17 protein-coding genes are annotated in these 18,294 nt (G+C 67.8%); all 17 read right to left on the reverse strand.

Features of this window, described 5'->3' with window-relative positions:
- Positions 1-67 precede the first annotated feature (67 nt).
- The 17 genes from MKD50_RS26595 to livG all read right to left on the reverse strand — a co-directional run bounded on the left by MKD50_RS26595 (position 68) and on the right by livG (position 18,289).
- Positions 68-565, reverse strand: coding sequence for a CvpA family protein (locus MKD50_RS26595; protein WP_025585719.1), 498 nt, complete (start codon positions 563-565; stop codon positions 68-70).
- 40 nt (positions 566-605) lie between these two features.
- Entirely contained in the window at positions 606-1,337 is a 732-nt protein-coding gene (locus MKD50_RS26600; RefSeq protein ID WP_115703962.1) for an SPOR domain-containing protein, read from the reverse strand.
- Positions 1,338-1,444: 107 nt separating this feature from the next.
- Positions 1,445-2,755, reverse strand: coding sequence for a bifunctional tetrahydrofolate synthase/dihydrofolate synthase (gene folC, locus MKD50_RS26605; protein WP_115703964.1), 1,311 nt, complete (start codon positions 2,753-2,755; stop codon positions 1,445-1,447).
- Between the two features lie 147 nt (positions 2,756-2,902).
- A complete protein-coding gene (gene accD, locus MKD50_RS26610; RefSeq protein ID WP_240072369.1) occupies positions 2,903-3,775 on the reverse strand; it encodes an acetyl-CoA carboxylase, carboxyltransferase subunit beta in 873 nt (290 codons plus the stop codon).
- A gap of 175 nt (positions 3,776-3,950) precedes the next feature.
- Positions 3,951-4,751 carry a tryptophan synthase subunit alpha gene (gene trpA / locus MKD50_RS26615; protein ID WP_115703968.1) on the reverse strand — a complete coding sequence of 267 codons (801 nt, stop codon included), beginning with the start codon at positions 4,749-4,751 and terminating at the stop codon, positions 3,951-3,953.
- A 1-nt stretch (position 4,752) separates the two neighbouring features.
- A complete protein-coding gene (locus MKD50_RS26620; protein WP_115703969.1) occupies positions 4,753-5,667 on the reverse strand; it encodes a DNA-methyltransferase in 915 nt (304 codons plus the stop codon).
- Entirely contained in the window at positions 5,667-6,860 is a 1,194-nt protein-coding gene (gene trpB, locus MKD50_RS26625; RefSeq protein ID WP_252669389.1) for a tryptophan synthase subunit beta, read from the reverse strand. The genes MKD50_RS26620 and trpB overlap by 1 nt, the downstream gene beginning before the upstream one ends.
- A 124-nt stretch (positions 6,861-6,984) precedes the next feature.
- A complete protein-coding gene (locus MKD50_RS26630; RefSeq protein ID WP_018005195.1) occupies positions 6,985-7,707 on the reverse strand; it encodes a phosphoribosylanthranilate isomerase in 723 nt (240 codons plus the stop codon).
- Positions 7,694-8,512, reverse strand: a complete 819-nt coding sequence (truA, locus tag MKD50_RS26635) for a tRNA pseudouridine(38-40) synthase TruA (RefSeq protein ID WP_115703973.1) — start codon at positions 8,510-8,512, stop codon at positions 7,694-7,696. Before truA ends, MKD50_RS26630 begins: the two co-directional genes overlap by 14 nt.
- 129 nt (positions 8,513-8,641) lie before the next feature.
- Positions 8,642-11,464: a motility hub landmark protein FimV gene (locus MKD50_RS26640; RefSeq protein ID WP_252669390.1), complete on the reverse strand. Its 2,823-nt coding sequence runs from the start codon at positions 11,462-11,464 to the stop codon at positions 8,642-8,644.
- 298 nt (positions 11,465-11,762) lie between these two features.
- Positions 11,763-12,899: an aspartate-semialdehyde dehydrogenase gene (gene asd / locus MKD50_RS26645; protein WP_115703976.1), complete on the reverse strand. Its 1,137-nt coding sequence runs from the start codon at positions 12,897-12,899 to the stop codon at positions 11,763-11,765.
- Positions 12,900-12,989: 90 nt separating this feature from the next.
- Positions 12,990-13,121 carry a hypothetical protein gene (locus MKD50_RS30675; RefSeq protein WP_012353360.1) on the reverse strand — a complete coding sequence of 44 codons (132 nt, stop codon included), beginning with the start codon at positions 13,119-13,121 and terminating at the stop codon, positions 12,990-12,992.
- Between the two features lie 99 nt (positions 13,122-13,220).
- Positions 13,221-14,288 carry a 3-isopropylmalate dehydrogenase gene (gene leuB / locus MKD50_RS26650; protein ID WP_115680677.1) on the reverse strand — a complete coding sequence of 356 codons (1,068 nt, stop codon included), beginning with the start codon at positions 14,286-14,288 and terminating at the stop codon, positions 13,221-13,223.
- A 22-nt stretch (positions 14,289-14,310) separates the two neighbouring features.
- Positions 14,311-14,961, reverse strand: coding sequence for a 3-isopropylmalate dehydratase small subunit (gene leuD, locus MKD50_RS26655; RefSeq protein WP_111517516.1), 651 nt, complete (start codon positions 14,959-14,961; stop codon positions 14,311-14,313).
- 19 nt (positions 14,962-14,980) lie between these two features.
- Positions 14,981-16,390: a 3-isopropylmalate dehydratase large subunit gene (gene leuC, locus MKD50_RS26660; protein ID WP_252669391.1), complete on the reverse strand. Its 1,410-nt coding sequence runs from the start codon at positions 16,388-16,390 to the stop codon at positions 14,981-14,983.
- A gap of 424 nt (positions 16,391-16,814) precedes the next feature.
- Positions 16,815-17,516 (reverse strand): ABC transporter ATP-binding protein, encoded by a 702-nt coding sequence (locus tag MKD50_RS26665; protein WP_012353364.1) that lies wholly within the window; start codon positions 17,514-17,516, stop codon positions 16,815-16,817.
- Entirely contained in the window at positions 17,516-18,289 is a 774-nt protein-coding gene (livG, locus tag MKD50_RS26670) for a high-affinity branched-chain amino acid ABC transporter ATP-binding protein LivG (protein WP_240074659.1), read from the reverse strand. Before livG ends, MKD50_RS26665 begins: the two co-directional genes overlap by 1 nt.
- Positions 18,290-18,294 lie beyond the last annotated feature (5 nt).

Consider the following 18,294-nt stretch of genomic DNA (forward strand, 5'->3'; position numbering starts at 1 on the left):
CAGCCCGGCCCGGGATCCTCCGGGCCCGAAGGCCTGCGTTACTACCAGCCGCGCAACGTGCCCGGCCTTATGTCTTCACGTACTTCGCCAGCTCCGGCGGCAACCATGGCTTGATCGATTCCATGGCCTGCATCACATACGGGCGGCTCACCGCATCGCGCCAGAACGGTTCTTCCGGCAATTTCGTCAGGCTGGCCAGCGTCACCATCACCATCACCAGCAGCACGCCGCGCAGCAGGCCGAACACCAGTCCCAGGCCGCGGTCGGCGGGCTTGAGGCCGGTACTCTCGAGCAACTGCCCGACCACCATGCCGGCCAGCGAGGCCCCCAGCACGGTGCCGATCAGCAGCACCACGAAGCCCAGCGCATGGCGGGCCAGCTCGCCGCCCGGCAGGGACTCGGGCATCCAGCCCGCGGCCACCGCACCGTAGCGGAACGCCACCCAGAACGCCACCACCCAGCCGATCAGCGACAACACCTCGCGCACCAGTCCGCGCAGCACGCCCAGCAGGCCCGAGGCCAGCAGGATGAAGACCACGGCGTAGTCGAAGAAAGTCGGCTGCATCGTTGCTGGCGGCCGGGCACGCGCGCCGGCCGCGGCGCCCTTACTGTTCCACGACCTTCGAGGTCAACCCCACGGCGCGCACGCGCTTGTCGGCGGCATCGGCGGCGTCGCGGTCGTTGAAGGGACCGGCGCGCAGCAGGATGCGCTCGCCATCGGCCAGCACTTTCTTTTCGACATAGGCCGGCACCTTGCTTGCCTTGAGCTTGGCCAGCCAGCCCTTGGCGCGCTCTTCGGAAGAAAACGCGCCGATCAGGATCAGGTACTTGCCGCTGCCGGTCTTGGCTTCGGCCCGGGTTTCAGGCTTCGGCTCGGGCCTGGCTTCGGTGCGCGCAGCCGGCTTGTCGGCCGCAGCTGCCGCGGGGTTCGGCGCATTGACGATTTCCTCGCCGGCATCGAGCGCCGCGGCATCGTTGCGCGAGGCCGGCGCGGGCGGCAGCGGATCGGCCTTGCGCGGCTCGACGCGCGGCTTCTGCGAGCTGGTCACACCATTGGCGACCTTGACCGAGACATCGTCGGACACCGGCCGCGGCTTGGTCTCGAATACGATCGGCAGCACGATCACGGCGGCCACCATCAGCACCACGGCGCCGATCAGCCGGCGGCGCGCTCGTTGCTTCTGCGGGAATTCAGGGTCCAGCGTGTCGTCGGCATACTCGTCGGCCAGGCGGCGCGACGAGGCGATGCCCGCACCCGTATCGGCGCGCTGGCGCCGGGCACGCTCGGGTGCCGGGTCGTTGCCCTTGCGGGAGGAAAACAGCGAAAGCAGGCCCATAGATTGGTTCGGTGATACGGCCCCGTAGGCCGCTCGTTGCGTTTGCCGCTCAGTGATCGGCCAAGGCCGCCGGGGTTGCCAGCACAGCGTGCGCCGGGACGCCCGCTTCAGTTAGCCTGCGTGGCACGGTAGGCCATCACGCCGGCGACGGTATAGAACGATCCGAAGACCAGAATTCTATCATTCTCGGTGGCACGTTCGATGGCGTCGCGGAATGCCGCCTCCGGGCTGGAAAAGCAGGCCGCGGTCGCATCCGGGCCGGGCTGGAAGCCCCCTGCTTCCAGCTTGTCGAGCAGGTCCGCGGCGCTGGCCGCGCGTTCGGTCGGCAGGTCGCACAGGCACCAGTGGTCGACCTTGTCGGCCACGTGCTGCAGCACGCCGGCGATGTCCTTGTCCTGCATTGCGCCGAACACCGCGTAGGTGTAGCGGAAGAAACCCATGTTCTCGAGATTCTGCCCCAGCGTGGCCGCCGCGTGCGGATTGTGCGCCACATCCAGAATTACCGCCGGGCGGCCCGGCAGCACCTGGAACCGGCCCGGCAGTTCGACGAAGGCCAGCCCGTTGCGCACTTCCTGCGCGCTCACCGGCAGGCGCTCGCGCAGCGCCTGCAGCGCCGCCAGCGCGGCCGACGCGTTCAGCAGCTGGTTGGCGCCGCGCAGGGCCGGATAGCCCAGGCCGTTGAGCTTGCGCCCGCCGCCGCTCCAGTCCCATTGCTGGCGCTCCTGGCCCTTGGCGGCCTGGAAGTGGTAGTCGCGCCCGACCAGCCACAGCTCGGCACCGACCGCTTCGGCGTGCGCCAGCAGCGACTTGGGCGGCACCGGGTCGCCGCAGATCGCCGGCACGCCCGGACGGAAGATGCCGGCCTTCTCGAAGCCGATTTCCTCGCGGGTATTGCCCAGGTACCGGGTATGGTCGATGTCGACGCTGGTGATGATGGCGCAGTCGGTATCGATCACATTGGTGGCATCGAGGCGGCCGCCCAGCCCCACTTCGAGGACGATCGCGTCGAGGCCGGCTGCGGCGAAGCAATGGAGGATCGCCAGCGTGGTGAACTCGAAATAGGTCAGGCTGACCGGGTCGGCAAAGCTGGTGCGTGCGTGTTCGACCGCCTCGAAGTGCGGCAGCAGTTGCGCATCGGTGGCGATCTCGCCGTTCACGCGCGCGCGCTCGTTGAACGAGATCAGGTGCGGCGAGGTATGGCAGCCTACCTTGTAGCCGGCTTCCAGCAGGATGCGCTCGAGCATGGCGCAGGTCGAGCCCTTGCCGTTGGTGCCGCCCACGGTGAAGACGGTGGCGTCGATGCGCAGCCCGAGGGCCTCCTTCACGCGCGTGATGCGCGTCAGGCCCATGTCGATGCCCACGGGATGGGCGGTTTCGAGATGGGCGAGCCATTCGGGGAGCGTGTGGAAGACAGGCATTTCGGGTGTGCGAGGGAAGCGTTGGAAGCGTTTGCTACCAGATTCGGGCAGGCACGCGCGAAGTCAAGGGCGCGCGCCCGCAGGCGTCCAGAAAAGGCGAAAGGCGCGTCAACCACCCGCGCCTTCGGTACCGCGATACTGGCGGCGTCAGGCCACCGCGTCGGCCGGCTGCTTCTGCAGCAGCGCCAGCAGTTGCGCCAGTTCGGCGCGCATCTTGCGGCGGTCGACGATCATGTCGACGGCGCCCTTGGTCAGCAGGAATTCCGAGCGCTGGAAGCCTTCCGGCAGCTTTTCGCGCACGGTCTGCTCGATCACGCGCGGGCCGGCAAAGCCGATCAGCGCCTTGGGCTCGGCGATCACCACGTCGCCCAGGAAGGCGAACGAGGCCGACACGCCGCCCATGGTCGGGTCGGTCAGCACGCTGATGAACGGCAACTTGCTTGCGCTCAGCTGGTTCAGCATCGCCGTGGTCTTGGCCATCTGCAGCAGCGACAGCAGGCTTTCCTGCATGCGCGCGCCACCGGTCGCGGTAAAGCAGATGAACGGCACCTTCTGCTCGAGCGCGGCCTGCGCACCGCGCACGAAGCGCTCGCCCACCACCGAGCCCATCGAGCCGCCCATGAACTCGAACTCGAAGCAGCTCGCCACCACCGGGATGGTGTGGATGGCACCGCCCATCACCACCATGGCATCGGTCTCGCCAGTCTCGTCCATGGCGGCCTTGATGCGGTCGGGGTACTTCTTGGAGTCCTTGAACTTGAGCGCGTCGACCGGCACGATTTCCTGGCCGATCTCATAGCGGCCTTCGGCGTCCAGCAGCGCGTCCAGGCGCGCGCGCGCGCTGATGCGCATATGGTGGTCGCACTTGGGGCAGACGTGCAGGTTGGCCTCGACGTCGGTCCGGTACAGGGTGGACTCGCACGACGGGCACTTGACCCACAGCCCCTCGGGGATGCCCTTGCGGGTGCTGGGGTCGGTCTGTTGAATCTTGGGGGGCAGGAGTTTATCCAACCAGCTCATGAAAGCTCCTTTCGGATAGCTGCGCGCCGCCGGCAAACCCTGTGTCAGGGCGAACTTCGGCAGGTGGCAGGGAATCAACCCGCGAATTTATCACGGCGGGCGCATGACCTCGAAGCGCGGCGCGCTTATTGGGCATGCCGCGCCACTTCTTGATACCTGTCAGGCATGGATTAGGTCACTTGGCGTCCAGCGCCTGGCGGATCTCCGCGATAAACGCTTGCAACGTTGCCACAGCCTGCTCTCGCGGCGTGTCTTCCAGCAGCTGCACCAGCCGGCTGCCGATCACCACCGCGTCGGACACGCTGCCGATCGCGCGCGCGGTCTGCGCGTCGCGGATGCCGAAGCCCACGCCCACCGGCAGGTTGGCGTGCTGCTTGATCAGCGGCAGGCGCGAAGCCACGCTGTCGAGGTCGATCGCCGCGGAGCCGGTCACGCCCTTGAGCGAGACGTAGTAGAGGTAGCCGCTGGCCACGCGCGCGACCGCCTCGATGCGCGCATCGGTCGAGGTCGGGGCCAGCAGGAAGATCGGGTCCATGCCGTGGGCGCGCATCAGTCCGGCGAACGACTCGCACTCCTCGGGCGGATAGTCAACCACCAGCACGCCATCCACGCCGGCCGCGCTCGCGGCCTTGGCAAAGGCCTCTTCGCCCATGCGCTCGATCGGGTTGGCATAGCCCATCAGCACCACCGGCGTGTCCGCATTGGCCTGGCGGAACTCGCGCACCCACTGCAGCACCTGCGTGAGCGACACGCCCTGCGCCAGCGCGCGCTCGGAGGCGCGCTGGATCACCGGGCCGTCGGCCATCGGGTCGGAGAACGGCACGCCCAGCTCGATCACGTCGGCGCCGCCCGCCACCAGCGCGTGCATCAGCGCCACGGTCAGGCCGGGCTCGGGATCGCCGGCGGTGATGAATGGAATCAGGCCCTTCTTCTGCTGCGCGGCCAGCGCCGCGAACGTCTTCTGGATACGGGACATATCAGGGAATCAGGTGAGGCCGCGGCGCCGGCGAGACATCGTCGTTGGCGGCGGCCGGGGTTGGGGTCGTGTCCGGCTCGATCGCGGGCATGGCTTGCGCGGCCGCGGCCACGCGCCCGCACGCCACCTGCACGTACTCCGGGTTGATCTCGTAGCCGACAAAGCGCCGGCCGTGGCGCAGGCACGCCACCGCGGTGGTGCCGCTGCCCGCGAACGGGTCCAGCACCAGGCCGCCCGGCGGGCAGCTCGACAGCACCATGCGCTCGACGATCTCCAGCGGCTTCTGCGTCGGGTGGTTGGCGCGCTCGGGGTCCTGGCGGTGGATGCGCGAGACGCTCCACAGGTCCTTGGGGTTGTAGCCCACCTCCAGCCACTTCTTGCCCTCGAAGCGCGGACGGCTGCGCGCCTTCTTGGTCTCGGGGTCGTACGGAATGCGCACCGGGTCCAGATCGAAGTAGTAGTCACGCGCCCTGGCAAAGAAGCCGATGTTGTCGTGCACCGACGAGAACTTGCGCGTGGTGCCGCCCATGCTGGGCACGCGGCGGTCCCAGATGATCTCGTTGATCATGGTCAGGCGCCGCTTCAGCATCACGAACAGCTCCGGCGAGTACTGCCAGGTGCAGAACAGGTAGAGCGTGCCCCTGGGCGCGAGCTTGGGCACCACCGCGTCCATCCAGCGCTCGGACCAGTCCAGGTAGGCCTGACCCGACAGCAGGTCGGAATCGTTGCCGTAGTCCTTGCCGAGCCCGTACGGCGGATCGGCGACGATCAGGTCGACCGAGCCGTCCGGCAGGCGGGCAATGCCCTCGAACATGTCTTCCTGGAACAGCCGCAGCGCGGCGGAGTCGGGCGCGCCGGCGGCATCCGGCGCGCCGGCGCCGCCCACGGCGAGTCCGGTCGGAGGCAGCGCGCGCATCAGAGCTTGAGCCCCGCGCGCTCGGCCACGGTGTGCATGTCCTTGTCGCCGCGGCCGGACAGGTTCACCAGCAGCAGCTTGTCCTTGGGCAGCGTCGGCGCCAGCTTGCAGGCATAGGCGATGGCGTGGCTCGATTCCAGCGCCGGGATGATGCCTTCGATGCGGCAACAGTCGTGGAAGGCCTTGAGCGCTTCCTCGTCGGTAATCGGCACGTACTGCGCGCGGCCGCTGTCCTTGAGCCAGGCGTGCTCGGGGCCGACGCCCGGGTAGTCCAGCCCGGCCGACACCGAATGGGTCTCGATGATCTGGCCGTTGTCGTCCTGCAGCAGGTAGGTGCGGTTGCCGTGCAGCACGCCCGGCGTGCCGCCGGTCAGCGAGGCCGCGTGGCGGCCGGTGTCGAGGCCGTCGCCGGCGGCTTCGACGCCGATCAGCCGCACATCTTCGTGTTCGAGGTACGGGTAGAAGATGCCCATGGCATTGGAGCCGCCGCCGACGCAGGCGATCACCGCATCCGGCTGGCGCCCGGTCATTTCGGGCATCTGCACCTTGGCTTCCTCGCCGATCACGCACTGGAAGTCGCGCACCATCATCGGGTACGGATGCGGGCCGGCCACGGTGCCGATGATGTAGAAGGTGTTCTCGACGTTGGTGACCCAGTCGCGCATGGCCTCGTTGAGCGCGTCCTTGAGCGTGCGCGAGCCGCTTTCCACCGGCACCACGGTGGCGCCCAGCAGCTTCATGCGGTAGACGTTGGCGGCCTGGCGCTTGACGTCCTCGGCGCCCATGTAGACCACGCATTCCATGCCGAAGCGCGCGGCGATGGTGGCCGTGGCCACGCCGTGCTGCCCCGCCCCGGTCTCGGCGATCACGCGCGGCTTGCCCATGCGCTTGGCCAGCAGCGCCTGGCCGATGACGTTGTTGATCTTGTGCGCGCCGGTGTGGTTCAGGTCTTCGCGCTTGAAGTAGATCTGCGCGCCGCCGAGCGTCTCGCTCCAGCGCTGCGCGTGGTAGATCGGCGACGGGCGGCCGACGAAGTGCTTCAGCTCGCGGCGGAATTCGGCGTCGAACTCGGGATCCTTCTGGTAGTGCGCATAGGCCTCGCGCAGCTCATCGAGCGCGTGCACCAGCGTTTCGGACACGAAGGTGCCGCCATAGGGGCCGAAATGGCCGCGGGAATCGGGCAGGTCGTACATGTCTAGGCTCTTCGGAACAGCGGCCTTGCCTCAGCCGGCAAGGGCGCATAGTTGACTGGAGTGCGCGATGGCCGCACTGAAGCGGCTGGCACGGGGTGGGCGGGGAAGCGGGCTCCGATCCGGCTCATCCGGCCTCGGCGCTGCGGACAGCGCGCACGAATTCGGCAATGCGGGCGTGGTCCTTCACGCCCTTGGCGGCCTCTACCCCGCTGCTCACATCCACGGCGTAGGGGCGCACGCGTTCAATCGCGCCAGCGACGTTTTGCGCGTTCAACCCACCACTCAAAACGATGCGAGGAGCGCCGCTTGCGTTCGGGTTGCCGGTTGCCATAACCGGGGGATTGGGCGGAAGCCATGCCGGAGGAATCAGGGTCCAGTCGAAGACGTGGCCGCCACCGCCATAGCCTTCGACGAAGGCATCGAGCAGCAAGGCAGCGGCATCACGGTATTGATCGGCGAATTCTACCAAATCGAGGCCCGCGCGGACACGGGCGGCGCGCAGGAACGGCAACGCGCAGCGCTGGGCGGCCTGGGTGCAGAACTGCGGGGTTTCGTCGCCGTGCAGCTGCAGCAGCGTCAGCGGCACACGCTCGGCGACGTGGGCGATGTCTTCAAGGTCGGCGTTGACGAACAGGCCCGTCACCGTGACAAATGGCCCGGCGGCCTCGGCCAGCGCCGCGGCCTGCGCCACGTCGACGTAGCGCGGGCTCTTCGGGTAGAACACCAGTCCGATCGCGTCCGCGCCGGCATCGACCGCGGCGCGCACGTCGTCCTCGCGGGTCAGGCCGCAGATCTTGATGCGGGTGCGCTGCGGCAGGTGCGCCGCACTGCCCTCAGGCTGCGTCATCGAACACTCCATGGAACAAGCTCGCGGACGGGTCGGCCGCGGGGATCGGGTAAGCATCAGGATACTTGACCCCGACCAGGTAGAGGCCATCCGGCATGAAGGTCGGCGCCGCCAGCTTGCGGTCGCGCCCTGCCAGCACCTGCGCCAGCCATTGCGGCGGGTAGCGCCCGCGCCCCACCGCCACCAGGCAGCCCATCAGGTTGCGCACCATGTGATGCAGGAAGGCGCTGGCGCGGAAGCGCAGGAACACCCAGTTGCCGTCATCGCGGATGGTCACGTCATACATGGTCTTGACCGGCGACTTCGCCTGGCATTCGGCGGCGCGGAAGGCGGAAAAATCGTGCTCGCCGATCAGGTGCGCCGCGGCCTCGCGCATGGCGTCCACGTCGAGCCGTTGCCCCGGCGGCAGCATCTGGTAGCCGGCGCGGCCATGCACCAGCGGCACCCGGTGCGGGCCGGTGTAGAGCGCGTAGTAATACATGCGCTCGTATGCCAGGAAGCGGGCGTGGAAGCCATCATCGACCGGCAACGCCCACTGCAGCGCGATCGACGGCGGCAGGAAGGCGTTGACGCCGCGCACCCAGGAAAAGGGTTCGCGCGCCAGCTCGGTATCCAGGTGGATTACCTGGCCCAGCGCGTGCACGCCGGTATCGGTGCGCCCCGCCACCGTGGTCTGCAGGCGCACGCCGGCAAAGCGCTCGATGGCGTCTTCGAGGTGGTCCTGGACGGTATTGCGATGCGGCTGCGACTGCCACCCGGAAAAGGCGGCGCCGTCGTAGTGCAGGCCAAGGGCGATGCGGTTCATGTCAGGGGAAAAGGCATGGCGGCACGCGTGCTATGCGCGCCGGAAAAGCAAATGCGCCGGAAGGGACGCTTCCGGCGCATCGCTTCGGGCCGCGGCAGCGCGTGCCGCGGCCGGACCGCCAATGATAGCTCAGGCCACTTCCAGCAGCAGCGAGCGGGCCTCGGCCTGCAGCGGGTCCTGCGACTGCTCGACCACTTCCTGCAGCAGTTCGCGCGCGCCCTCCTTGTCGCCGATCTCGATATAGGCGCGTGCCAGGTCCAGCTTGATCTGCATGTCGCGCCCGCCGTCCATGCCGTCGGTCGACAGCGTGCTCGGGGACACGCTCTGACCCAGGCTGCCGGCGGTATCGGGCGCCACCCGCGACAGGTCGATGGGCTCGGCCAGCTTGCCGTCGCGCAGCATGGTGGTGGCCGGAAGCGGCACCGAAGCCTCGTCGAGCGTGGCGGTGGCCGCGGCATTGCCTTGCGGTGTGCTGCCCAGGTCCAGCGACAGCCCGGACATGTCGAACTCGAGCGGGCGGCCGCGGGTCGGCGTGTCGAGCCTCGGCACGTCGTCATCGGCGAGCGGATCGGCGCCCGGCAGGCCCATGTCGAGGCGCACCGCCTCACCCGGCTGCGGCGCCTCGGCGCCGAACACCATCGCCGCCGAGGCCGGCGCGACGATCGGGTCGCCGGCGGCCGGCGCCGGGAAGGCATCCAGCGGCAGCGACAGGTCGCCCAGCGACGGCTCCAGCCGCGCGATCGAGGCGGGATTCTGCGACGGATCCTGCGTGCGCCACTGGTCGGTTGCCGGCGAGGCCGTATCGGGGCCAGCAGCCTCGGGCGTCACCACCATGAACAGTGCGTTGCCGGGCTCCAGCGCGCGCCCCATTTCCGCGGCCTTCAGCCATTCCGCTCCGTGTCCGCCGGTCTGGGCGAACATTTCCTCTGCAATCACGCGGAACCCTTCCACATCCTGTCTGTTGCTGTAAATCTCCAGGAGCTTGAGCCGTACCGGCTGCTGCTCCGGGTGTTTCTCCAGGGCTTCGCGCAGGATTTCCTCTGCCTGCACATCGCGCCCGTAGGCGATATAGACCTCGGCCTCGGCGATCGGGTCGACCTCGTTGGCTTCCGGCGTGTTGTTGCCGATGCGGAAGTCGGCGCCGAACACGCTGTGCTGCGAGGTGTCGACGCTCTGGCCGCCGGCGGTGCCGAACAGCGAGTTGGCACCTGCCATCACCGTGCTCTCCTGCGACAGGATGCTGTCGCCGAAGCCGGTGGCCTCGCTCTCCTTCTGCTTCTGGCGGCGGCGATAGATCGCGTACACGCCCAGCAGCGCCACCAACAGGCCGCCGCCGGGCAGCAGCATGGGGTTGGCCAGCAGTCCATCGAGGAACGACGGTTCGGGCACCGGCGCGGGCGGCGCGACCACCGGCGGCACAGGTTTGGCCGCAGGCGTCGATGCGGCACCTTGTGCCGCGTTGGCCGCCACCTCGGCGGCAGGCTGCGAGGCGGGGGCCGCGGCCACGGCGGAGGCTACCGCCGGCGCTGCGGGTGCCACGGCGGCCGCGGGCACGGCCGGCGCGCTTGCCGCATCCGCGACTGCCGTGGCCGCAGCGGGGCTCGCCACGGCGTCGGCCTTGGGCGGCTGGGCCGGCACCACGGCCGGTGCTGCGGCCGCCGCCCTGGCGGCGGCATCGGCCTTTTCCTTGTCGGCCAGCGCGGTCTCGTTGGCCGGTTTGGCCTGGCTCAGCTTGGCGATCTCGGCGTTCTTCAGCTCGAGCAGCTTCTGCATGTCGCCGACGTTCTTTTGCAGCTGCGCCAGGCGCGCCTCGGCTTCCTTCAGCTGGCGCTCGCGCGCGACGTCGGCCTCGGCCCTGGCCGCGGCGTCGGCCTGCGCGCCACGCGCGGCCTTGCTCAGCTTCAGCTCATCGCGCGGGCCGTCGGTCGGTGCCGCCTGTTCCTGCACGCGCGCGGTCACATTGCCGGACTGCTGGCGGCCGCTATCGGGCTCGACCGCTTTGGCCGCGGCGGCGCTGGCCAGCCGGCTGCGGTAGGCGTCGAAGCCCTGCGTGCGCGCCACCACTTCGCGGCGCGCGGCCCTGGGCGTCACCGCCTGTGCCTGCTGCTGGGTCGGCACTTGCAGCACCGCGCCGCTGCGCAGGCGGTTCATGTTGCCGCCGATAAAGGCGTTGGGATTGTTGCGGTAGAGCGCCACCAGCATCTGGTCCAGCGAGACCGATTCCTGGCCCTGCACGGCTTCGCCGGCAATGCCATAGAGCGTGTCGCCACGCTGCACGGTGTAGCCGCCACCGGGGGCCATGTCGGTGCCGGCGGCCGGAGTCGCGGCGCGCCTGGCGCTCTGGCGCGCCGGGCGGGCTGGCGCGGCGGGCCGGGCCGGCTCGGCCTCGGCACTGGGCGCGGCCTGCTGCGCCGGCGCAGGTGGCGCGGCGGCAGGTGCGGGCGCCGCCGGAGCGTCGGGTGTGGCGGCCTGCACCACCGGTGCCGGCGAGAAAGTCTGGTTGGATGCCCTGGCCCCGGCGGGATCGAGCAGGAAGGTGTAGGCGCGCGAGACCTTGCCGCTGGCCCAGCTCATGTCGACCAGGATATCGACGAAGGGCTCGCTGATCGGCTGGCTGGAACGGACCCGTGCCACGTAGCTGCCATTGGCGCGGCGCTCCAGTTCCAGGCGCAGGCTGCCGACGCTTGGCAGATAGGTCAAGCCGGCCGCGGCATAGGCGCCCGGCGGCGCCAGCTTTACGCTGAGCCCCGCGGCCTCCTCGGCGGTGACCCCGCTGATGTCGATCTCAGCCAGCAGCGGCTGCCCCAGATTCGACTGAACCCGCAATTGCCCGAACCCCGCGGCATACGCGGCCGGCTGCGCAAGCAGCAGGCCCAGTGCCGTGACGGCCAGCGTTGACCAGCGCTGACGGGCAGTAGGCGCATCTTTCCGGCGATGTTGGCTCACACTCACCTTGTGCTCCGTTATGTTTTAGTAGCGATATGAATCGACAAACCGACCCCGACAACCGACTCCATTAACCAGGTCCGCCCGGCCGGCGGGGCATTCTGAACGGCCCCTTTGCCAGCCTTTGCAGGCGCCCGTCCCTGCGGGGCGCGGGGCGCATGCCGGCGTATTGTGACGCATCGCCCAGCAAAATAGGCGCCCGGATACAACAACGCCGCGCATGGGCGCGGCGTCGTAAGCAAAGCGCTGCATTCTGTTGCCTGGCTGCAACGGGCGCAACCAGGCCACAGGTGGCGGCCTGCGATCAGGATTCGATCAGGATACGCAGCATGCGGCGCAGCGGCTCGGCCGCGCCCCACAGGAGCTGGTCGCCGACCGTAAAGGCCGACAGGTACTCGCCGCCCATCTGCATCTTGCGCAGGCGGCCGACCGGGATGGTCAGCGTGCCGGTCACGGCAGCGGGGGTCAGGCCGGTCATGCTCGCCTCGCGGGTGTTCGGCACCACCTTGGCCCACTGGTTGTGAGCAGCCAGCATGCCTTCGATCTCGTCCAGCGGCACATCCTTGCGCAGCTTGATGGTCAGCGCCTGCGAGTGGCAGCGCATCGCGCCGATGCGCACGCACAGGCCGTCGACGGCGATCGGCGTGGCGCCGGTCGCGCCCAGGAAGCCCTCGCCGCGGCCCAGGATCTTGTTGGTCTCGGCGCCGCCCTTCCATTCTTCCTTGGACTGTCCGTTGCCCAGGTCCTTGTCGATCCAGGGGATCAGGTTGCCGGCCAGCGGCACGCCGAACTGCTTGGTTTCCTCGGCGGACAGGCCGTGCTGGGTCGCCAGGATCTGGCGGTCGATTTCCAGGATGGCCGACGCCGGGTTATCCAGCAGCGGCTTGACCGACGCATTCAGCGTGCCGAACTGGGTCAGCAGCTCGCGCATGTGCTGGGCGCCGCCGCCCGAAGCGGCCTGGTAGGTCATCGAGGTCATCCATTCGACCATGTCGGCCTGGAACAGGCCGCCGAGGCCAATCAGCATGCAGCTGACGGTGCAGTTGCCGCCGATAAAATTCTTGACGCCCTTGGACAGCGCGTCCTTGATCACACCCTGGTTGACCGGATCCAGCACGATGATGGCATCGTCCTTCATCCGCAGCGAGGACGCCGCATCGATCCAGTAGCCCTTCCAGCCCGCCGCGCGCAGCTTGGGGAAGACCTCGTTGGTGTAGTCGCCGCCCTGGGCGGTCAGCACCACGTCGCACTTCTTCAGTGCCTCGATGTCGTTGGCATCCTTGAGCGTGGTTTCGTTCCTGGCCATGGCGGGCGCCTTGCCGCCGGCGTTGGACGTGCTGAAGAAGACGGGCTCGATGTGGTCGAAATCACGCTCTTCCTGCATGCGCTGCATCAGGACGCTGCCGACCATTCCCCGCCAACCGACGAGACCTACAATCATGATTTACCTCGGATGTGATTTTTACTTCCCCGCCATTTTCCTCGCCCGGCGTGGCTGCGCGGGGAAGACGGGCAGGCACGACGAACGGATCTAGGCGATCGCGGTTTTAATAATGGTTTTAATCGTCGTTGCGGTCTGGCCGAGCGAAATCGTGCCAACCGGGCCGCGGGTAGCGGTCAGGGCGACAACAGCAGTCAGGGTGGACTGGGAAAATCGGGCCATCGGCAGAGTCTACACGATTTTGCGGCGCTGCCGCAGCGTGCAAATTGGGGACAAATAAAACGTAGGGCACCGCGATTGCGGTGCCCTGTTGCGTGTGACTTACAGTGCCGCCAGCACGGCCTCACCCATCTCGCGGGTGCCCACCTGCTTGCAGCCCGGCGTCAGGATGTCGCCGGTGCGGTAGCCCTGCGCCAGCACCTTCTTGACCGCATTCTCGATGCGGTCGGCCTGCTCGGCGCGGTTCAGCGAGTAGCGCAGCATCATCGCCGCCGACAGGATCGTGGCCAACGGATTGGCGATGCCCTTGCCGGCGATGTCCGGCGCTGAGCCGTGCGAGGGCTCGTACAGGCCCTTGTTGTTGGCATCCAGCGACGCCGACGGCAGCATGCCGATCGAGCCGGTCAGCATCGCCGCCTCGTCCGACAGGATGTCGCCGAACATATTGCCGGTGACGATCACGTCGAAGCTCTTGGGCGCCTTGACCAGCTGCATCGCGGCGTTGTCGACGTACATGTGCGACAGCTCGACCTCCGGATACTCCTTGCTGACATCGATCACGATGTCCTTCCAGAACTGGAAGGTCTCGAGCACGTTGGCCTTGTCGACGCTGCACAGCTTCTTGCCGCGCTTGGCCGCGGCCTGGAACGCCACGTGCGCGATGCGGCGGATTTCGGGCTCGCTGTAGCGCATGGTGTCGAAGGCTTCGCGCGCGCCCTGGAACAGGCCGTCCGGCGCTTCGCGCAGGCCGCGCGGCTGGCCGAAATAAATGTCGCCGTTGAGCTCGCGCACGATCAGGATGTCGAGGCCAGCCACCAGTTCGGGCTTCAGGCTAGAAGCGCCGGTCAGTTCCGGATAGCAGATCGCCGGGCGGAAGTTGGCGAACAGCTGCAGGTGCTTGCGCAGGCCCAGGATGGCCTGCTCGGGGCGCAGCGCGCGCTCGAGACTGTCGTACTTCCAGTCGCCGACGGCGCCGAACAGGATGGCGTCGGCTTCCTTGGCCAGCTTGAGCGTGTTTTCCGGCAGCGGATGGCCTTCGGCCTCGTAGCCGGCGCCACCCACCGGAGCGGTTTCAAGTTCGAACTTCTCGTCGAGCGCGTTCAGGACCTTGACGGCCTCTGCAACGATTTCGGGACCGATGCCGTCACCCGGCAGGACTGCGATCTTCATTGTTGTCTTTCCTCGTAGAGCCTTATCCGACCAGGCGGTTGTTCAGCCACGGCATCTTCGCCACGCGCTCGGCCTCGAAGGCCTTGATCTTGTCGGCATGGCGCAGGGTCAGGCCGATATCGTCGAAGCCGTTCAGCATGCAGTACTTGCGGAACGGGGCGATGTCGAACTCGTAGCCCTGGCCCGACGGCGTCAGCACCACCTGCTTGTCGAGGTCGATGGTGAGCTGGTAGCCGTTGAACGCATTGGTCTCGTTGAACAGGTGTTCGACCTGTTGTTCGCTCAGCACCACCGGCAGCAGGCCGTTCTTGTAGCAGTTGTTGAAGAAGATGTCGGCAAAGCTGGGCGCGATCACGGCGCGGAAGCCGTATTGCGTCAGCGCCCACGGCGCGTGCTCGCGCGAGCTGCCGCAGCCGAAGTTGCGGCGTGCCAGCAGGATCGACGCGCCCTGGTAGCGCGGCTGGTTCAGCACGAAGTCCGGGTTCAGCGGACGCTTGCTGTTATCCATGCCGGGCTCGCCCACATCCTTGTAGCGCCACTCGTCGAACAGGTTGGGACCGAAGCCGGTGCGCTTGATCGACTTCAGAAACTGCTTCGGGATGATGGCGTCAGTGTCGACGTTCTCGCGGTCGAGCGGCGCGACCAGGCCGCTGTGTACGGTGAACTTTTCCATGTGCTCTGTCCTTGCTTGTTCAGCCCAGCTTGCGGATATCGACGAAGTGGCCCTCGATGGCGGCCGCGGCGGCCATCGCCGGGCTCACCAGGTGGGTGCGCCCGCCCGCGCCCTGGCGGCCTTCGAAGTTGCGGTTCGAGGTCGACGCGCAGCGCTCGCCCGGATCGAGGCGGTCGGCGTTCATCGCCAGGCACATCGAGCAGCCCGGCTCGCGCCATTCAAAGCCGGCGGCCTTGAAGATCTGGTCCAGGCCTTCGCGCTCGGCCTGCTCCTTGACCAGGCCGGAGCCCGGCACCACCATCGCCAGCTTTACGTTCGATGCAACCTTGCGGCCCAGCTTCTGCACCACCCAGGCGGCGGCGCGCATGTCCTCGATGCGGCTATTGGTGCAGGAGCCGATGAAGACCTTGTCGATGCTGATGCTCTCGACCGGCACGTTGGGCTGCAGGCCCATGTATTCGAGCGCGCGCTCCATCGCGTTGCGCTTGTTCGGGTCCTTTTCCTTCTCCGGGTCCGGCACGCGGTCTTCGATGCTGATCACCATTTCCGGCGAGGTGCCCCAGGTCACCTGCGGGCGGACCTCTTCCGCGCGCAACTCGACCACCTGGTCGAACTTGGCGCCGGCATCCGAATGCAGCGTGCGCCAGTAGGTCACGGCCTGCTCCCACTCCACGCCCTGCGGCGCGTACGGGCGGCCCTTGACGTATTCGAGCGTGACATCGTCCACAGCCACCAGGCCGGCGCGCGCGCCTGCCTCGATCGCCATGTTGCAGACCGTCATGCGGCCTTCCATGGTCAGGTCGCGGATGGCCGAGCCGGCGAACTCGATGGTGTAGCCGGTGCCGCCGGCGGTACCGATCTTGCCGATGATGGCCAGCACGATGTCCTTGGCGGTGCAGCCGCGCGGCAGCTTGCCTTCCACCTTGACCAGCATGTTCTTGGCCTTCTTGCCCAGCAGCGTCTGCGTAGCCAGCACGTGCTCGACTTCGGAGGTGCCGATGCCGTGCGCGAGCGCGCCGAAGGCGCCGTGGGTGCTGGTATGCGAGTCGCCGCACACCACGGTCATGCCCGGCAGCGTCGCGCCCTGCTCCGGCCCGATCACGTGCACGATGCCCTGGCGGTGGTCGTTCATCTTGAACTGGGTAATGCCGTAGCTGTCGCAGTTGGCATCGAGCGTATCGACCTGCAGCTTCGATACCGGATCGGCAATGCCCTGGCTGCGGTCCGTGGTCGGCACGTTGTGGTCCGACACCGCCAGATTGGCGCTGATGCGCCATACCGGACGCTCTGCCAGCTTCAGGCCCTCGAACGCCTGCGGGCTGGTCACTTCATGCAGCAGGTGGCGGTCGATATAGAGCAGCGTGGTGCCGTCTTCCTCGACGTGGACGGTGTGGTCATCCCAGAGTTTGTCGTAGAGCGTCTTGGCCATGATGCGATGGCGGGACCGATGACCGTGCCTTGGCAGGCCGGACTGCGGGGACCGCGCAGTAGTTTGCAGGGGTGTTTTGTCCGCTTCGTCGCGGCGGGCGAACCGGCAGAAGAACCGCCGGAAGCCGCCGCAAAGCGGGCGTTATCTCAAGCGTTGCCGCAATGCTTGACTTGGCAATCGATTATGCCACCGGTCGGGCCCCGGGCCGGGCAGGGTCGGGCCGGGAATGTAATGTGATTGGCGAAAGGGGGATTTCGCGGATGGCGAAAAGGCTTGCCCGCTTCCCCGCTTCGCTTTGCGACGCCGCTGGCAGCAAGCTCCCTCTCCCCATGAGGGGAGAGGGAGAACACCTTGCTTGGGCTCGCTCTGGCGGCTTTGGAGCACCCAAAGCCGTTCTCCCCTTCCGGGTTTTGGGGCGGCTTCGTCAACCCCCGAGGTACGCGGCCTTGATGCGGTCGTTCGCCAGCAGGTTCGCACCGGTATCGGCCAGCACCACTTTCCCCGTTTCCAGCACATAGCCCCGGTCCGCCACCTGCAGCGCCTTGTTGGCGTTCTGCTCGACCAGGAACACGGTGACGCCCTCGTCACGAATGGTGCGGATGATGTCGAAGATCTGCGCGATGATCAGCGGCGCCAGGCCGAGCGTGGGCTCGTCCAGCAGCAGCAGGCGCGGCCGGCTCATCAGCGCGCGACCGATCGCCAGCATCTGCTGTTCGCCGCCCGACATGGTGCCGGCGCGCTGGCCGGCGCGCTGGTTCAGGCGCGGGAACAGCTTGAACACGTGCTCGATACCCGCCTCTATTTCGTCGCGCTTGGCGAAGAACGCACCCATCTTCAGGTTTTCCAGCACCGTCAGGCTGGGGAACACGCGCCGGCCCTCGGGCGAGATCGCCATGCCCAGGCGCATGATCTCGTGGGTCGAGCGATGGGTGATGTCCTGCCCTTCGAACAGCACGCGCCCGCTCGAGGCGCGCGGCGTGCCGCACACGGTCATCATCAGCGTCGTCTTGCCGGCGCCGTTGCTGCCGATCAGGGTGACGATCTCCCCCTTGTTGACTTCGATCGATACGCCCGACAGCGCCTCGACGGCGCCGTAGTGGGTATGGACCTGTTCCAGCTTCAGCATCAGTCCTCTCCCAGGTAGGCCTTGATCACGCGCGGGTCGTTGCGCACTTCCTCAGGCTTGCCAATCACGATCGGCTTGCCGTGCTCCATCACCAGGATGCGATCGGACACGCCCATCACCAGGCTCATGTCGTGCTCGATCAGCAGCACGGCAATGCCGAACTCGCGCCGCAGCTGGTCGATCAGCTGCTGCAGCTCGATCTTCTCCTGCGGGTTCAGGCCGGCGGCGGGTTCGTCCAGCATCAGCAGGCGCGGCTGGGTGATCATGCAGCGCGCGATCTCGAGCCGGCGCTGGTGGCCGTAGGACAGCGTGCCCGCCTCGCGGTTGGCGACGCCGGTCAAACCCATGCGCTCCAGCCATTGCGCGGCGCGCTGCAGCGCCTCGCGCTCGGCGCGGCGGTAGGCCGGGGTCGCGAACAGCCCGCGCAGGATGCCGGACTGCACCTGCAGGTGTTGCGCCACCATCAGGTTCTCGACCACGGTCAGGTTCTTGAACAGGCGGATGTTCTGGAAGGTGCGCACCAGGCCCTTGCGCGCCACCATGTGGCTGGGCAGGCCGGCGATGGCGTGGCCGTCGAGGGTGACATCGCCCGCGCTCGGCTTGTAGAAGCCGCCGACGCAGTTGAACACCGTGGTCTTGCCGGCGCCGTTCGGGCCGATGATGGCGAAGACCTCGTCCTTGCGCACATCGAAATCGATGCCGTCGACGGCCAGCAAGCCGCCGAAGCGCATCTGCAGGCCCGACACCCTGAGCAGTTCTGCCGTTGTATTGATCGGCG

This window comes from Cupriavidus mimosae (genome assembly GCF_023952485.1).
In the GTDB taxonomy this organism is placed as follows: Bacteria; Pseudomonadota; Gammaproteobacteria; order Burkholderiales; family Burkholderiaceae; genus Cupriavidus; species Cupriavidus taiwanensis_C.

Bases quoted from the DNA above. Each gene is read 5' to 3' on its own strand.
- MKD50_RS26595 (WP_025585719.1), bottom strand. From the start codon at position 565: ATGCAGCCGACTTTCTTCGACTACGCCGTGGTCTTCATCCTGCTGGCC.
- MKD50_RS26600 (WP_115703962.1), bottom strand. From the start codon at position 1,337: ATGGGCCTGCTTTCGCTGTTTTCCTCCCGCAAGGGCAACGACCCGGCA.
- folC (WP_115703964.1), bottom strand. From the start codon at position 2,755: ATGCCTGTCTTCCACACGCTCCCCGAATGGCTCGCCCATCTCGAAACC.
- accD (WP_240072369.1), bottom strand. From the start codon at position 3,775: ATGAGCTGGTTGGATAAACTCCTGCCCCCCAAGATTCAACAGACCGAC.
- trpA (WP_115703968.1), bottom strand. From the start codon at position 4,751: ATGTCCCGTATCCAGAAGACGTTCGCGGCGCTGGCCGCGCAGCAGAAG.
- MKD50_RS26620 (WP_115703969.1), bottom strand. From the start codon at position 5,667: ATGCGCGCGCTGCCTCCGACCGGACTCGCCGTGGGCGGCGCCGGCGCG.
- trpB (WP_252669389.1), bottom strand. From the start codon at position 6,860: ATGTACGACCTGCCCGATTCCCGCGGCCATTTCGGCCCCTATGGCGGC.
- MKD50_RS26630 (WP_018005195.1), bottom strand. From the start codon at position 7,707: ATGACGCAGCCTGAGGGCAGTGCGGCGCACCTGCCGCAGCGCACCCGC.
- truA (WP_115703973.1), bottom strand. From the start codon at position 8,512: ATGAACCGCATCGCCCTTGGCCTGCACTACGACGGCGCCGCCTTTTCC.
- asd (WP_115703976.1), bottom strand. From the start codon at position 12,899: ATGATTGTAGGTCTCGTCGGTTGGCGGGGAATGGTCGGCAGCGTCCTG.
- MKD50_RS30675 (WP_012353360.1), bottom strand. From the start codon at position 13,121: ATGGCCCGATTTTCCCAGTCCACCCTGACTGCTGTTGTCGCCCTGACC.
- leuB (WP_115680677.1), bottom strand. From the start codon at position 14,288: ATGAAGATCGCAGTCCTGCCGGGTGACGGCATCGGTCCCGAAATCGTT.
- leuD (WP_111517516.1), bottom strand. From the start codon at position 14,961: ATGGAAAAGTTCACCGTACACAGCGGCCTGGTCGCGCCGCTCGACCGC.
- leuC (WP_252669391.1), bottom strand. From the start codon at position 16,390: ATGGCCAAGACGCTCTACGACAAACTCTGGGATGACCACACCGTCCAC.
- MKD50_RS26665 (WP_012353364.1), bottom strand. From the start codon at position 17,516: ATGCTGAAGCTGGAACAGGTCCATACCCACTACGGCGCCGTCGAGGCG.